The 15121-nt window shown below is 46.4% G+C and carries 15 protein-coding genes; 5 read left to right on the top strand and 10 right to left on the bottom strand.

Annotated features, from left to right (window positions below):
• The first annotated feature begins 52 nt into the window (after positions 1-52).
• Positions 53-1699, top strand: a complete 1647-nt coding sequence (locus J4N44_RS20665) for a VRR-NUC domain-containing protein (RefSeq protein ID WP_252045692.1) — start codon at positions 53-55, stop codon at positions 1697-1699.
• Between the two features lie 253 nt (positions 1700-1952).
• On the opposite strand, the gene J4N44_RS20660 is transcribed toward J4N44_RS20665, so the two are convergent.
• Positions 1953-3026, bottom strand: a complete 1074-nt coding sequence (locus tag J4N44_RS20660) for a tetratricopeptide repeat protein (protein WP_252045691.1) — start codon at positions 3024-3026, stop codon at positions 1953-1955.
• A gap of 10 nt (positions 3027-3036) precedes the next feature.
• The gene (locus J4N44_RS20655) at positions 3037-4359 is read right to left on the bottom strand and encodes an anaerobic sulfatase maturase (RefSeq protein WP_252045690.1); all 1323 of its coding nucleotides are present in this window, start codon (positions 4357-4359) and stop codon (positions 3037-3039) included.
• 176 nt (positions 4360-4535) lie between these two features.
• On the opposite strand from J4N44_RS20655, the gene J4N44_RS20650 reads away from it, so the two are divergent.
• The 4 genes from J4N44_RS20650 (at position 4536) to J4N44_RS20635 (ending at position 7610) form a co-directional block, all read left to right on the top strand.
• Positions 4536-5324, top strand: coding sequence for a formylglycine-generating enzyme family protein (locus J4N44_RS20650; protein ID WP_252045689.1), 789 nt, complete (start codon positions 4536-4538; stop codon positions 5322-5324).
• 166 nt (positions 5325-5490) lie between these two features.
• Entirely contained in the window at positions 5491-6471 is a 981-nt protein-coding gene (locus tag J4N44_RS20645) for an HAD family hydrolase (protein WP_053052617.1), read from the top strand.
• Between the two features lie 138 nt (positions 6472-6609).
• Complete coding sequence (locus J4N44_RS20640; protein WP_005447160.1) at positions 6610-7257, top strand: AcfA family outer membrane beta-barrel protein; 648 nt, start codon at positions 6610-6612, stop codon at positions 7255-7257.
• Positions 7258-7274: 17 nt separating this feature from the next.
• Positions 7275-7610, top strand: a complete 336-nt coding sequence (locus J4N44_RS20635) for a YgiW/YdeI family stress tolerance OB fold protein (RefSeq protein WP_005447161.1) — start codon at positions 7275-7277, stop codon at positions 7608-7610.
• A 73-nt stretch (positions 7611-7683) separates the two neighbouring features.
• Here J4N44_RS20635 and yegS read toward each other — a convergent pair whose 3' ends face one another.
• From yegS to J4N44_RS20595, 8 genes are all read right to left on the bottom strand, one after another.
• On the bottom strand, positions 7684-8586 hold the full coding sequence (gene yegS, locus J4N44_RS20630; protein WP_252045688.1) for a lipid kinase YegS: 903 nt from the start codon (positions 8584-8586) through the stop codon (positions 7684-7686).
• A 9-nt stretch (positions 8587-8595) separates the two neighbouring features.
• Positions 8596-9501, bottom strand: coding sequence for a LysR family transcriptional regulator (locus tag J4N44_RS20625; RefSeq protein ID WP_017188901.1), 906 nt, complete (start codon positions 9499-9501; stop codon positions 8596-8598).
• A 139-nt stretch (positions 9502-9640) separates the two neighbouring features.
• Positions 9641-10066, bottom strand: coding sequence for a bifunctional diaminohydroxyphosphoribosylaminopyrimidine deaminase/5-amino-6-(5-phosphoribosylamino)uracil reductase RibD (locus J4N44_RS20620; protein ID WP_049537191.1), 426 nt, complete (start codon positions 10064-10066; stop codon positions 9641-9643).
• Between the two features lie 209 nt (positions 10067-10275).
• On the bottom strand, positions 10276-10713 hold the full coding sequence (locus J4N44_RS20615) for a F0F1 ATP synthase subunit epsilon (RefSeq protein WP_005431788.1): 438 nt from the start codon (positions 10711-10713) through the stop codon (positions 10276-10278).
• Positions 10714-10728: 15 nt separating this feature from the next.
• Entirely contained in the window at positions 10729-12114 is a 1386-nt protein-coding gene (gene atpD, locus J4N44_RS20610; RefSeq protein ID WP_017188899.1) for a F0F1 ATP synthase subunit beta, read from the bottom strand.
• A 23-nt stretch (positions 12115-12137) separates the two neighbouring features.
• Positions 12138-12998 (bottom strand): F0F1 ATP synthase subunit gamma, encoded by an 861-nt coding sequence (atpG, locus tag J4N44_RS20605; RefSeq protein WP_005431811.1) that lies wholly within the window; start codon positions 12996-12998, stop codon positions 12138-12140.
• Between the two features lie 21 nt (positions 12999-13019).
• Positions 13020-14558 carry a F0F1 ATP synthase subunit alpha gene (gene atpA / locus J4N44_RS20600; protein ID WP_009699258.1) on the bottom strand — a complete coding sequence of 513 codons (1539 nt, stop codon included), beginning with the start codon at positions 14556-14558 and terminating at the stop codon, positions 13020-13022.
• Between the two features lie 12 nt (positions 14559-14570).
• On the bottom strand, positions 14571-15113 hold the full coding sequence (locus tag J4N44_RS20595; protein ID WP_005431763.1) for a F0F1 ATP synthase subunit delta: 543 nt from the start codon (positions 15111-15113) through the stop codon (positions 14571-14573).
• Positions 15114-15121: the final 8 nt, after the last annotated feature.

Genomic DNA, 15121 nt, shown 5'->3' with positions numbered 1-15121 from the left:
ATTCGAAAAAGGCTTAACCTATGGGTTAAGCCTTTTTTATTGTTAGTTGGTTATGGAAAACACCGTCGAACTCGCACCAGATTACTATCTCGATAACTTCTTTAAGCTCACACAGCACGCTACCAAGTGGTACAGCGATTTACTTAGCCAAGATGAACATCAATGGCTATCCGCGTTTCAGAGCTTAAGCAAGCCTGCGCAGTGCCTTCTTGTACGCCTATACAGCCGTAAAGGGTGTTGGTTTCGCAGCGACAAACTCAACTACCAAGAAATTGAGAACATCCAGTCGGCTTTGGATGAATTGGCAACTCATGATTTTGTCTCGCTCTCCCCTGACCTAACAACGCAAGAATTAGCAGCGAATCTACTGACCAAGCCAGAGATCGTCATGCTCTATCCTGAGCATCCTAAATCCCTCAAGAAAGAAGCATTAGTAGCATGCCTGAGTGAAGAGCGTTTTGAGCTATTTGAGGCTCTGGATTTCACGGTGATTAAGCTTAACTCCGCACACATGATTGATGTTTTGCTGACGCTGTTTTTTGCTAATACCCATCAAGACCTCAGCCAGTTCGTGCTCGACGATTTAGGCTTACACCAATTCGAACAATACCAGTTAAGTAAAGCGCGCCGATTCTTTGAGAGCAGAGAGCAAATCGATCGCCTTATCGAACTCAACGAACTTTCCAATCTCTATTGGCAATGTGACAAAAAACAAAAAGCGAATCTCGACATTCTTATCGAAGCGATGCCAGAACGGGTTGAACATCACTACGTCGACCGTAAACGTGAGCACATGATTAACGACATTGCCCGTGATTACGAACGCATAAACGAACTTGAGATGGCAATTGCGCTGTTTGAGACGACCACACTCGCGCCAAGCCGAGAGCGTCGTGCTCGCATATACGACAAGCTAGAACAAAACGAATTATTTAGTGACATTGTCACTGATATGCTTACCCACCCTATTGATGTCTCTGAGTTTGAGGTGGCACAGAAGCTCGAACAACGCGTTAAACGTAAACAAGGCTTGAAAGTCCCGAGAGCCACCAAGCCTAAATGCAGCGAATACCACATCGAATTGGATCTATCACGGCAACGTGTTGAACTGGCAACCAAGGCACATTTCGAAAGTTTAGGTTGGACCGTTTTCTATTCTGAGAATACCCTACTCAACGGCTTGTTAGGCTTAACTTTGTGGGATGCGATTTTTGCACCAATAGAGGGGGCATTTATTAACGCTTATCAACATCGACCATTGGATTTGTATCACGCCGATTTTGCCGACAAAAGAAAGCAACTTATCGACAATGCGCTTGAGCAAGTTCAACAAGGGAAGACGCAGGCGTTGTTTGATACATACCGGGATAAAGTTGGGATCAGTAATCCCTTCGTCAGTTGGGCATACGTGAACGAAGAGCTGATATCCCTAGCTCTTGAACACATCCCTAATGACCTGTTGGTCGAACTGTTTAACGTGCAGTTGAGTGATCTGAAACTCTATCGAAACGGCATGCCGGATTTGATTGCATTTAAAGAAGGGAAATTTGAATGGATAGAGGTGAAAGGTCCAGGCGATAAACTCCAAGATAACCAATGGCGTTGGATCAAGGAGTTCAATCGCCTCAATGTACCGTTCTCAGTCTGTTATGTATACCCAAGTAACTTCAAGATGCAGGATTCAGAGCGTTGTCATTGATTCGAGGTCAAGGAAAACGACGCCGCGTAATAGCCAGCTCTTTCCAAGTTATTTGACGCAGAGGCCGGGGCAATGACACGCTCCCGAAGGGCGAGCTGTCTTGGCTTGTATACTTTGTTGTCGATTCTTGATTTAGAGTGACTAGATCTTTAAATCGCCGCCGCGTCTACAAACCAAGTCATTCTCGCTGAACCTAGCATCTCGAGGTTACTTGGGTATAACAGCACAAGCTTAGAAAAGAGCCAGAATGGTCTTAGTTACTTACTTTGGCGTTCTTCTGCCCTTTCTTCTCTTTCAATTGATCAATCACGTAGCTTGGTGCGACTTTCTCTAGTTCGCCCAAGCACTCGTCTGTTTTCGGGTTGTCGTAGCGAACATAAATGTCACAAACCGCATAAAGCTGCTCCGGCGCGCCAGAAATCAAATACGCTTGCTCAAAAGACTTCACCGATTTGTCTAGGTTGTACTCTTCTTGCAATACACCATTGAGGTACCAGAAGTAACTGTTATCTTTCGCCATGCTGGCTGCTTTCTCAATCTCTAAAGCTGCACTCTTCTTGTCATCAAGACGCACAAGCGTTAACGCTTTCGAGTAATGCAAAGATGCGTTGTCAGGATGAAGCTTAATTGCAGAATCCAGCGTCTTTACTGCATCGGCATCGCGTTGCTGCGCTCGGTAGTTGTCCGCCAAGCTTAACCAGATTTGTGAATTCTCCGGCTGATTGATCACCAAAGCTTGATAGATTTTATCCGCTTTATCCCATTCATGATGCCAACGATAGACATCCGCCAATAACAGTTTGGAACCGTTATCTTGCTTGTTCTCTAAATAGCTGATCAGTTCAGCAACCGGGGCTTCAAGCGTTTGCTTCTGCTCGCTGCTCACGTTAGAAAAGTCACGCACTAAGTTGGTCGCCGCAGTAATGCGAACCATGGTTTCTTGGTCACTCAATAATGGCTCAATCATGCGCCAACGATGTTCAATCGTATATGGCTCTGCTCCAACAATCGCGGCTTCACGAACCGCAGGATCTTGGTCTTGAAGGCTGCGTGCAACCGCTACCAGCGCGTTTTGACTTGGGTAGTTCGCCAACTCGTGCAGTGCTTCAATACGCTTTTCAACGGGTTGTTTGATGTCCTGCGCTTGGTAAGACAGCTTCGCAACCATTTGCTGTGGCGACATCTGCGCTGAGTTTGCTTTTTGAGCGCTTGTCACGCTCGCTGATGAGACTTGGTCTGGTGCGAGCAAGGTTTCATCTTGTGCAATGACAGATTGGCTTGCGGGGATACCTAAAGCGACAACTAACAGTGTTTTTGAGAATGTCATATCAATCCCCTTAAAATTTGGTTTCGAATACAGGACGCTTCGCCGCTTGTTGGCGTAGCACTGAATCACTGTATTTGCCATGTGCCACAGGGTTACCCGTTGCACGAAGAATGTATGCCATTGCCTTATCAGCATGAGAGAAGAACTTTTTCCAACCTGCACACAGGTAGTTCAACCCGGGTTCACCATCTTTGGTGCGGATGAAACGGTTTTTCGGACACTCACCGTAGCAAGCAAATTGGTAATCACACTGTTGGCACTGCTTGGTTAACGAGCGAGTCTTGGCAAAGCCAAACTTTTGCTGCTCAGGACCATAGGCCAACTTGTCTAATTTTTCGTGGTGGATGTTGCCAATCTTGTACTCTGGATAAACGTAGTGGTCACAAGCAAAAACATCACCGTTTGGTTCCATTGCCAAGCCTTTGCCACAAATCTCGCCAAGTGTACAAAGTGGGTTTTTGCGCCCCATCCAAGTCTCGACACTCGCTTCAAAGTACTGCACAAACACTTTGCCAATGTCGTGTTGAATCCACTCATCAAAAATCGCGATAAGGAAGTTACCCCACGCCTCGTCTGCCACACACCAAGGCTCTACTACAGAGTCTTTGTGACCAGGAATAAGACGCTTGTCACCTTGTTTCAGCTGCTCTTGCGGCTGCCATGTTTGAGGTGCGGTAGTACGAAACGTTTTTTGTTCCACGATGGGAATGAACTGCATTTGCGGTGAGCGTACTTCATCACGCAGGAATCGGTATACCTCAAGAGGATTGCGGCTGGTTAGATTGTTTACACAAGTCAGCGTTGCGAACTTCACTTCGTGTTTGTGCAGCAGTTCAACAGCCTTCATCACTTGGTTAAAGGTACCACGACCTGCGCGGTTGGTTCGGTAAGCGTTGTGCATCATTTCTGGACCGTCGATACTCAAACCGACCAAGAAGTTATTTGCTTTCAGAAATGCACACCAATCGTCGTTGAGTAAGGTGCCATTGGTTTGTAGATCGTTAGAAATGGCCACGCCTTCAGGCTTGTACTTAGATTGAAACTCAACAATCTTTTTAAAGTAATCCAAGCCCAACATCGTTGGTTCACCACCTTGCCAAGAGAAGATGATTTCCGGCGTGTTCTGCCCTTCAATGTACTGACGAATGTAGGTTTCTAACGTCTCTTCATCCATCACAGGCGTGCAGCCTTTTTTATACTCAAGTAAGTCCTGCTTGCTGAGGTAATAGCAGTAAGTGCAATCAATGTTACAAGCCGCCCCAATAGGCTTTGCCATGACATGTAAACGCTTAGAAGCTTTACCGTTGAACTGAGGGCCTTGAGTAATGTGCATACGTCACCTTTTTCGTTATGAAATTCAGCTGAGAACACTCATAAGCGTGCCATTCTCACCTTGATGACCTAATCATAAATCCCATTAATACATGAGGCTTGTTATACCGTTTATAACCTTTTTTCATAGCGTTTATTGCTAATATTTATCGTGACTTTTTTGGCGAGAAATTATTGATGAAATCATTTAAAAGCAAATCGTTAACCGCACTTTCTATTCTATCATTCAGCGTATTAATGAGTGGTTGTGCAACTCAATCATCGCATCCTATCGCGCTCAACATTGATCAAGACATGGTGTTGGTTGAAGGCGGTTCATTTGTCATGGGATCGGACAGCGACTCCGCCAAGAAGGCAGAAACCCCAGCACGCGAAGTAAAGGTAGACGGCTTCTACATTTCCAAATTCGAGGTCACTCAAGAATTGTTTGAATCTGTCATGGGTTCTTCAATGAGTTACTTCCAAGGTGCAAACATTCCGGTTAATAACTTGAGTTGGCAGCAGGCGAATTACTTCATCGAGAAGTTGAACGAATTGACCGGTGAAAACTACCGCTTGCCGACAGAAGCAGAATGGGAGTTTGCCGCGAAAGGCGGTAAGAAGAGCCAAGGTTTCACTTACGCAGGCTCGAACAACATTGCTGATGTGGCGTGGTATGCGGACAACTCTAAAAACCAAGCTCACCCCGTTGGTCAAAAGCAACCCAATGAACTTGGTCTTTATGACATGACAGGCAACGTTGGTGAATTTGTTATTGATGCTTATGACGACACCTTCTACCGCTTTGGTCCAACCGAAAATCCAAACAACGCTAAAGACGAAAAAGCAGGCTTAGCACACAAATCCGTACGAGGCGGCAGTTTTGCCTATGATGCTGATGAATCAGAGAATTTCCGCCGAGACTTCGCCAGCCAGTCTATAATTATGTCGGACATGGGACTTCGCCTTGCGAAAGATGCTGATTAAGCACGACTACGCATGAGAAACGACGTGACTGCCCCTTTGCGCATTCTTACCAATTAAGACGTCTCTTGGTTAGGGAAATGGTTAGGGAAAGAGGCTAAACCTACGTTGTTCTCATTTAACCTCAAATGTATACAAACAATACATTCTAACTTAGGTAAATAATAATATGAAGAAACACATCTGTGCCCTTGCAGTCTTATCTGGTTTATCATTCTCGGCGATGGCTTTAGATTGCGATCCAAACTTACTACCTTCTTGGAAAGATGGCGCAAGTAAATCTGCGATTGTTAACTATGTTGATCAATCTACTGATGCTTCGAAAAAAACCTTCATTGCAGAACAAGACCGCATCGCGGTGTTCGACAATGACGGTACGTTATGGTCAGAAAAACCGTTTTACTTCCAACTGGCGTATGCGCTAGACGAAGTGAAACTGATGGCAAAAGACCATCCAGAATGGAAGACACAAGAACCGTTTAAATCTGTACTGAATGACGATATTGAAGGCGTCTTCAAAGGCGGTGAAAAAGCGCTACTTGAGATCGTCAAGGTCACTCATAGTGGTATGACGGTAGAGGAATATCAGCAAAAAGTCGCCGATTGGCTGAAAGTCGCGAAAGATCCACGCTTTGGCAAAGCTTATACCGAACTTACATACAAACCAATGCGCGAAATGGTCAGCTACCTGCAAGAGCATGGTTTTAAGACTTACATCGTATCAGGTGGCGGTGTGGACTTTATGCGCGTTTGGGCGCCAGAGGTGTACGGTATTCCCGAAGAGCAAATCATTGGCAGCGCGCTAAAATACAAGTACGACTACAACGACGGTAAGCCAACCGTGACCAAGTTAGGTGAAATCCTCACGATTGATGACAAAGCCGGTAAAGTTGAGAACATTCAGCACATCATCGGTAAGAAACCCGTTCTCGCGATTGGTAACTCAGACGGTGACCACGCGATGATGCAATGGGCAACCAGTCAACCAAACTCTATGGCGATGATCGTTCACCACACCGACGAAGAGCGTGAGTGGAAATACGACCGCAAGTCCAGCGTGGGTCATTTAGATAAAGCAATGGATGAAGCCAATCAGCGTGATAACTGGCACCTCATTGACATGAAAAATGAGTGGTGCACGGTGTATTAACCATACCTTTGCAACTGACAAACTCCTCCTTAGTGAGGAGTTTTTTTATTAATTTTCAAACGTTAGTCTTTTCTTCACGAACACTTCACGACTCTTCACACAAAATGCCTCCCATCGAAACGAAGAGGTGAATATATAATGAAAAAAACAGTCCTGACGATTCTCGCAGCAAGCTCATTTTCGGTTGCAGCAGCACCTTACGTGGGTTTGGAATACGGATTCGGCACCACAGATCACGATTTTGAACCATCTTTTCAAGCTGACGGTGTGAATCTGAACCCTGAATTGGAAGACGGTATTTTTGGTGGCTTCATTGGCTACTCTATCAATGATTCTTGGGCTGTAGAACTGGGTTATAACCAATTTGATCTTGATGATGGTCGTTCCAAAAATCTTGGAATTGTCGATATCAAGGGTCAAAAATACCATCATGAAATGGATTGGGACGCTTCAATCAAAGCCAAACAAATTACGTTAGCGCCTGTGTTTAGCTATGCGTTAAACGAAAAGTGGACAACAAAAGTTAAAGCAGGTTTGACTTACACTCAGTACGAATCCAAAGCAAGCCAATCAGAAGAACATGAGCTTGTTATGAATGACGACGTCGAAATGAACAACACCTTGTTCCACCGTTCTGAAAAAAATAATGAGCTCGGTGCAATGCTATCTATCGGTGCGGAATACAAAATCTTCCCTCAATTGACCATCGGCGCGAACGCAAAATACCAGCTTGATAGCTACGCAAACACAGCATCAATCAACGTAGGCTCTACTTACTACTTCTAACTTAGGAAGCCATTAGCATGAAAAAACTGATTATTACGACAACATTAGCCCTAATTTCTGGCTCTGCATTGGCTGCCTTCAACGGTCCTGAAACCGCAGCAATCAGCACTGTAAAAGCGGCGCAAAATGCATCTGATGATAGCTATGTACTGTTGACAGGTAACATCGTTCAAGCACTTGGTAATGAGACTTACCTATTCAAAGACAACACAGGTGAGATTCAAGTCGAGATCGATAACGAAGACTGGATGGGTCAAGACGTATCACCGCAAGATCGCGTTGCCATTCGTGGTGAAGTAGACTCTGAATGGACAAAGACTCAAATCGACGTCGATACGATTCAAAAGCTATAAGCCACACGTTCAAACGAGATCCTTACTCTTGTTAAGTACAAAGCCACCGCATTGGGTGGCTTTTGTGCGTCTCTTAACAAACGCTCAAGCATGGGCAATTGGGCGGTAGGACCAAGCGAATACTTTTAGATCTAACATCAAATCGAATTTTACGGGAACGATAAGGCTCACCATCAAGATTTAAAGGCAGTGCTTTAGGGAAATCGATCTCCAACCAACTCGCCTGAGTATGCTTAACAAACTGCCCAGTCTCAGTTGGATTTTGAATTTCATCAATGACCTGAGGTAGCTCATGGGGCAAGAATGGATGCACCAAAGTAATGTCCATTAAGCCATCATCTATCAATGCATTTGGCGCAAGCTCTTGACCTCCTCCCGCAAGGCGACTATTACAAAACGCCCCAACCAAGATCTCCCCTTGATAACTGCCCTGCTCAATTATGAGGGAGCCATCATAAGGTTTAAAGCCAAGCACCTTCACTAGACCGGTTAATGTGTAGGCACCACCACCCAGAAAGTTTTTCAGTTCAACTGGTGTTTCAGCGGTAATTTCTGCTCCAAAGCCAGCTGCAGCAATGTTAATAAAATAGCGATCATTAGCTTGAACGCAGTCTACCGCAACAGCGTCACCATTGACGGCAAGTTCGATGGCTTCTCGAATCATGATTGGGATTTTCGTAGCAGTCGCGAAGTCATTCGCCGTACCCATTGGGATAATGGCCAATTCTGGACGAACGTTCGCCTCAATCTGATTCAAAGCTGTTACCGCTTCGTTAACGGTGCCATCGCCACCAGCAACAACAATACGTTTCATTCCTTGATTGACCGCTTCACTCACTAAACGAGTCATGTCTTGTGATTCCCAAGTGACCCGAACTTGCAGATCCACACCTTGTTCTCGCATTCGCATGATCTCACTGCGAAGCTCAGGCGTTCCGGCTTTCTTACCGTTTAGAATGGCTCGTATTGTCTTCATACTGGTCCTTTACTCTTCGATTGCTTTCCCTGCTTGCTTGAGTTGAGCTCTCAACCATTGATGCGCACTTTCATTGTGACGACTAGAATGCCAGATTGCACAAAGGTCATGAATTTTGTCACTAAAAGGAAGCGGGACGGCTTTAATATTATACGTTTTTGAAAAGTGTTGAATGGTCGACAACGGCAGCATACCGATGTATTCACTACCATTAATGACTGGCAGCATTTCCATTGCACCAGATGCGCGATACACGATATTCCTTTGCGCTAGGTCTGCAATATCTTCCTCATTCATCAAACTTTTACGCGCATGCCAACGCGAAACCACGACGTGTTCTTCCGCCAAAAATTGTTCTACAGAACAAGAGTCATGAATTCGTGGATGCTCGGCACTGCACACCACCATCAAACGCTCGGAAAACACAGGCTCTACTTTGAGGACAGTACGACCACGCGGTGGCATATCGATAATCAAATCATATCGTTGTAAACGCAGATCGCTTTCGTAATCTTCCGTGAACAAAGGATGCACTTCCAAACCGACACTCGGCGCGTTTTTACGGATTTGGCGCAGGAGCTGCGGCATTAACTCATAACTGGCAACTGAGACGCAGGCGATGGAAAAAATACGATTGGATACTTTAGGATCAAAACTGCTCGAGGCGGATAAGGTAGAAGTAAAGTTTTTGAGCGCAGCGACCATCGCAGGATAAATATCCATAGCAAAACTGGTCGGCTCGACACCCGATGTGCTGCGGTGGAACAGTGGCTCATCATAAATGTCACGCAAACGAGCGAGTGCTTTGCTCACCGCAGGTTGGCTAATATCAAGACGAGCAGCAGCCTTAGACAGGTTCTGCTCTTCATAAATCGCCACGAAAATGGGGATAAGGTTTAAGTCGGTGCTCTTCATTTTGCAAACATAAAACAGGACATGACCTTATTTTAGCTAACAGTATGATAGTTAACGACTCAGAACACTAGATTTGAGCGTCTATGCATGTTTTCGCGAGTTTTAACCTCGCATTGACGAAGAATATTCTGAAAATCACTCAGGATTTTCCTAGGTAAGAGGTCAAGAATGCACTCGCCTCTTCACCGCATAAGCCAACTTCTACTTCAACGCCACCTTCTTTTAGGATTTCGATACCGCGACCAGCATTACGGGGATCAGGATCAAGCATAGCAACCACTACTTTTCTGATACCACAAGTCACTAAGGTTTTAGCGCAAGCTGGCGTGCGACCCACAAATGAACATGGCTCTAGTGTTACGTACGCGGTTACGTCACTTAGGTCTCCGTTGTATGCGTTTAGGGCTTCCACTTCTGCATGATTACCACCAATCGCTTGTGTGTGCCCTTCTGATACGATTTCACCGTTTTTGACCAGCACACATCCGACAGGCGGGTTTGGCTGACAGGCAGGCAGCGCGTTGCGTGATACTTCCAACGCACGAAGCATAAATTGTTGGTTCATTTGAATTTGATACTCGTTATTCAGAATTTGGGTGATGGATTCTAACGCCAGCATGCTTTCCTCGCTATATAAAAGTGTTTGCAATACTGATACGTCTTATCTCAACAAACGACTCATTGCTAAACCTAATCCCCATAAAAAATAAAAAAACGGGGCAAACCGTAGTTGCCCCGTTTGGTTACCCTTCAGACCGCATTCCGAAGTGTTGACTAACGAATTCTCATCGTTAGTTCAACTGCACGAAGCTGAGCCAATGCTTTGTTCAACTCCATGTGTGCCTGTGCAAAGCTGATATCGTCTACATGAGCACGAATGTTTTCTTCCGCTGCTCTACGAGCTTCTTCAGCCCTTGCTTTGTCGATGTCTTTACCGTGAAGCGCAGTATCCGCTAATACAGTAACCACATCAGGTTGGACTTCGACCAAACCACCAGAGACATACAGGATCTCTTCAGGCTTGGACAAGTCACCAGTAATACGAGCAACGCCCGGCTTGATTTTACTGATAAGCGGTGAGTGACCCGGACGAATACCTAACTCACCATCCGCACCCGCTACCGCGATAGCATGTGCCGGACCTGAGTAAAGAGTGCCCTCCGCACTTACCACATTCAGTTGAAACGTATTTTGTGAAACCGCTATGGCCATATTGCCTCCCGCGCTTTACAGTTTTTTCGCTTTTTCAAGCACTTCGTCGATGTTGCCGCAGTACATAAATGCCTGCTCTGGGATGTCATCGTACTGACCATCAAGCAGTGCTTTAAAGCCTGCAATGGTGTCTTTTAGTGGAACGAATACACCCGGTTGACCCGTAAACACTTCTGCTACGTGGTAAGGTTGAGTTAGGAAACGTTCAACTTTACGAGCACGAGATACCAAGCGCTTATCTTCTTCAGACAACTCATCCATACCCAGGATAGCGATGATGTCTTTTAGCTCTTTATAACGTTGCAGCGTTTGCTGAACTTTACGCGCCACATCGTAGTGCTCTTGACCAACGACTTGAGGATCAAGCTGACGTGATGTCGAATCCAATGGGTCAATCGCTGGGTACAGACCCAAAGCAGCGATGTTACGAGACAGAACGACCGTCGCATCCAAGTGCGCAAACGTGGTTGCTGGTGATGGGTCAGTCAAGTCATCCGCTGGTACGTAAACCGCTTGGATAGACGTGATAGAACCATTTTTAGTCGACGTGATACGCTCTTGCAGCACACCCATCTCTTCTGCCAGTGTTGGTTGGTAACCTACCGCAGATGGCATACGACCAAGCAACGCCGATACCTCAGTACCTGCCAATGTGTAACGGTAAATGTTATCCACGAATAGCAGTACGTCACGACCTTCATCACGGAAACGCTCTGCGATGGTCAAGCCCGTTAGCGCAACACGTAGACGGTTACCCGGTGGCTCGTTCATCTGACCGTAAACCATGGCTACTTTGTCGAGAACGCCCGCTTCCTTCATTTCGTAGTAGAAATCGTTACCCTCACGAGTACGTTCACCTACACCGGTAAATACCGACAAACCTGAGTGAGCTTTAGCAATGTTATTGATAAGCTCCATCATGTTTACCGTCTTACCTACACCCGCACCACCGAACAAACCGATCTTACCGCCCTTCGCGAACGGACAAATCAAGTCGATAACTTTAACGCCCGTTTCCAGTAGCGCAGTGCTGTTAGATTGCTCTTCATAGCTTGGTGCATCACGGTGGATTTCGTAAGACACTTGCTCACCGATTGGACCACATTCATCGATTGGGTGACCCAACACGTTCATGATACGACCTAGGGTTTCCTCACCCACAGGTACCGTGATTGGGTTGCCCGTAGATTCCACTTCTAGGCCACGTTTCAGACCATCCGAAGAACCCATTGCGATACAGCGAACCACACCGCCACCCAACTGCTGCTGAACTTCCAACATCAGTGAGCCGTTGCTACCATCGTTGATTTTCAGTGCGTCGTAAACTTTCGGACCTTTGCCTTGTTCGAACTCGACGTCGACCACCGCACCGATGACTTTGACGATTTTGCCAATACTCATAATTTAAACCTCAAATTCTCTCTCTAAACCGCTTGTGCGCCGGATACAATTTCACTCAACTCTTGAGTAATCGCCGCTTGACGCGCTTTGTTGTAAACCAGTTGCAGGTCTTCAATCAGTTGCGCTGCGTTATCCGTCGCGGCAGACATTGCCATCATCCGCGCGGCTTGTTCACAAGCGATACTCTCAACCACCCCCTGATAAACCAGTGATTCCACATAGCGTTGAATCAGGTGGTTGAGAATGTCTTGAGGAGACTGCTCGTAGAGGTAATCCCAACGAGCCTCTTTATCACGTGAAATGTCTTCTTTAGGGAACGGCAACATCTGCAATACCGTTGGTTTTTGCACCATGGTGTTTACAAACTGGTTGTAAACGAGGAACAAGCGGTCAATTTTGCCTTCGGAGTAGTGCTCCATCATGGCGTTAACCGCACCCAACATATCTTCCAGTTTTGGTGCATCACCAAGCCCAGAAGTCTGTGCCATTACTTTCCCGAGGGACTGGAAAAAGCTGATTGCTTTCGAACCAATAAGCGTCGTATCTACTTCAACGCCCTTCTCTTGCCAGTCCTGCATTTCTGCCAATACTTTTTTGAACAAATTACTGTTCAGGCCACCACACAAACCTCGATCGGATGAGATGATGATGTAAGCCACTCGCTTCACTTCGCGTTCTTGAAGGAAAGGATGGCTGTACTCCAGCGTACCGGACGAGACGTGACCGATAACCTTACGCATGTTCTCCGCGTAAGGACGGGACGCCTGCATGTTCTCCTGCACTTTGCGCATTTTGCTGGCGGCGACCATTTGCATCGCACTCGTAATCTTTTGCGTGCTACTCACGCTAGCAATTTTGGTGCGAATCTCTTTGGTATTTGCCATAACGGACTCCTGTTAGTGGTCCTACGATTGCAGCGCAGTGAACTCTTTCAACAAGCTGTGTAGCTCACTCTCGATCTCGTCGTTGTAATCACCGGATTGGTTGATCTTGTCCAGTAGCGGCTGCGCGTTTGTACGACCAAATGCCATCAACTCATCTTCAAAGCGAGAGATTTGGTTTAACGCCACATCAGTGAGGTAACCCTTCTCTGCTGCAAAGATCGCCAGTGCTTGCTCAGCAACGGTCATTGGTGCGTACTGCTTTTGCTTCATGAGTTCCGTTACTTTCTCACCGTGGTCAAGCTGACGACGTGTCGCTTCATCTAGGTCAGAAGAGAACTGAGCAAATGCTGCCAATTCACGGTATTGCGCCAACGCGGTACGAATACCCCCCGACAGCTTCTTGATCACTTTGGTTTGCGCTGCGCCACCTACACGAGATACCGAAATACCTGGGTCAACCGCTGGACGTAAGCCTGAGTTGAATAGCTGAGTCTGTAGGAAGATTTGACCATCGGTAATCGAGATTACGTTGGTTGGTACGAATGCTGATACATCACCCGCTTGGGTTTCGATGATTGGCAGTGCGGTTAGAGAACCGGTTTTGCCTTTCACTTCACCGTTAGTGAACCGCTCAACGTATTCTTCGTTAACACGTGCTGCACGTTCTAGAAGGCGTGAGTGGAGGTAGAAAACATCACCCGGGAAGGCTTCACGACCTGGTGGACGTTTTAGAAGTAGGGAGATTTGACGGTAAGCCACCGCTTGTTTTGATAGATCATCGTATACGATCAACGCATCTTCACCACGGTCACGGAAGTATTCGCCCATGGTACAACCTGCGTATGGCGCTAGGTATTGCAGTGCTGCCGCTTCTGATGCTGACGCAACCACCACAATGGTGTTTTCTAGTGCGCCGTGTTCTTCAAGCTTGCGAACCACGTTGGCAATCGTCGATGCTTTTTGACCAATTGCGACGTAAATACATTTAACGCCCAGTTCTTTTTGGTTGATGATGGCATCAATCGCCATCGCGGTTTTACCTGTCTGACGGTCACCGATGATCAACTCACGTTGACCACGACCAATTGGCACCATGGAATCTACCGCTTTGTAACCGGTTTGGATTGGTTGGTCGACAGATTTACGGTCGATAACACCAGGGGCAATGACCTCTACAGGGTCCATACGATCGAATGACACTGCGCCTTTACCATCGATTGGTTGACCTAGCGTGTTCACGACACGACCTAGCAGACCGTTACCAACTGGCACTTCGAGAATACGACCGGTGCCTTTTACTTTCATCCCTTCTGACAAGTCCGCATATGGACCCATCACAACAGCACCGACTGAATGACGCTCTAAGTTCAGAGCCAACGCAAAGCGGTTATCTGGCAGTTCTAGCATCTCGCCTTGCATAACGTCTGCAAGACCGTGAATTGTGATGATGCCGTCACTCACAGAGACGATAGTACCTTCATTTCTCGCTTCACTTTCGAGGTTGAAGTTAACAATTCGCTCTCTGATTAATTCACTGATTTCATTTGAATTTAATTGCATTTCTATACCCCGTTACACATGTAGGTTGGTCGCCAATCGGCTCAGGTTGGTGAGGACACTGCCGTCATACACGGTCTGCCCTGCTGTGATCACCACACCACCTACAAGGGATGGATCCAGTTGTGTTTCTAGTGTGATGGCTTTACCGTACTTTTCGGTTAACGCTTGTTTAAGCCTTGCCATCTGTTCCTCATCCAGAGGTTCTGAAACACGCACTGTTACTGTCATGGTTCGTTCGTAATCCGCTTTCATCTCTTGGAACTGAACGTTTACTTCACTGAGCGCTTTTAGGCGCTTGTTCTCTTCCATAATGCGAAGAAAATTCTCGAAGTTTTGATTCAACCATTCACCGCCAGCATGAAGAATCAGATCCAACAATGGTTGTTCAGAACCGTCTTCATCAAGGTCATTCAAGACCAGAAGCGTGTTAGGTTGTTCCAAGACCACTTGGGTAATCGCAAACATTTGTTGCCAATCGTCCAAGCATTCTGCGTCGCGTGCGTAATCAAACGCCGCTTTTGCGTAGGGTTGAGCTACCACTGTCAATTCGGACATGTGCCCTC

This window comes from Vibrio sp. SCSIO 43155 (assembly GCF_023716605.1).
GTDB classification, from domain to species: Bacteria; Pseudomonadota; Gammaproteobacteria; order Enterobacterales; family Vibrionaceae; genus Vibrio; species Vibrio harveyi.
The sequence above is the reverse complement of the archived record's forward strand: the minus strand, read 5'-3'. Positions and strand labels throughout refer to the sequence as shown.

Excerpts from the sequence above, each read along its gene's own strand:
- J4N44_RS20660 (WP_252045691.1), bottom strand. The coding sequence starts at position 3,026 with ATGACATTCTCAAAAACACTGTTAGTTGTCGCTTTAGGTATCCCCGCA.
- J4N44_RS20640 (WP_005447160.1), top strand. The coding sequence starts at position 6,610 with ATGAAAAAAACAGTCCTGACGATTCTCGCAGCAAGCTCATTTTCGGTT.
- atpA (WP_009699258.1), bottom strand. The coding sequence starts at position 14,558 with ATGCAATTAAATTCAAATGAAATCAGTGAATTAATCAGAGAGCGAATT.
- J4N44_RS20615 (WP_005431788.1), bottom strand. The coding sequence starts at position 10,713 with ATGGCCATAGCGGTTTCACAAAATACGTTTCAACTGAATGTGGTAAGT.
- atpG (WP_005431811.1), bottom strand. The coding sequence starts at position 12,998 with ATGGCAAATACCAAAGAGATTCGCACCAAAATTGCTAGCGTGAGTAGC.
- J4N44_RS20665 (WP_252045692.1), top strand. The coding sequence starts at position 53 with ATGGAAAACACCGTCGAACTCGCACCAGATTACTATCTCGATAACTTC.
- atpD (WP_017188899.1), bottom strand. The coding sequence starts at position 12,114 with ATGAGTATTGGCAAAATCGTCAAAGTCATCGGTGCGGTGGTCGACGTC.
- J4N44_RS20650 (WP_252045689.1), top strand. The coding sequence starts at position 4,536 with ATGAAATCATTTAAAAGCAAATCGTTAACCGCACTTTCTATTCTATCA.
- J4N44_RS20620 (WP_049537191.1), bottom strand. The coding sequence starts at position 10,066 with ATGAACCAACAATTTATGCTTCGTGCGTTGGAAGTATCACGCAACGCG.
- J4N44_RS20635 (WP_005447161.1), top strand. The coding sequence starts at position 7,275 with ATGAAAAAACTGATTATTACGACAACATTAGCCCTAATTTCTGGCTCT.
- J4N44_RS20655 (WP_252045690.1), bottom strand. The coding sequence starts at position 4,359 with ATGCACATTACTCAAGGCCCTCAGTTCAACGGTAAAGCTTCTAAGCGT.
- J4N44_RS20625 (WP_017188901.1), bottom strand. The coding sequence starts at position 9,501 with ATGAAGAGCACCGACTTAAACCTTATCCCCATTTTCGTGGCGATTTAT.
- yegS (WP_252045688.1), bottom strand. The coding sequence starts at position 8,586 with ATGAAGACAATACGAGCCATTCTAAACGGTAAGAAAGCCGGAACGCCT.
- J4N44_RS20595 (WP_005431763.1), bottom strand. The coding sequence starts at position 15,113 with ATGTCCGAATTGACAGTGGTAGCTCAACCCTACGCAAAAGCGGCGTTT.
- J4N44_RS20645 (WP_053052617.1), top strand. The coding sequence starts at position 5,491 with ATGAAGAAACACATCTGTGCCCTTGCAGTCTTATCTGGTTTATCATTC.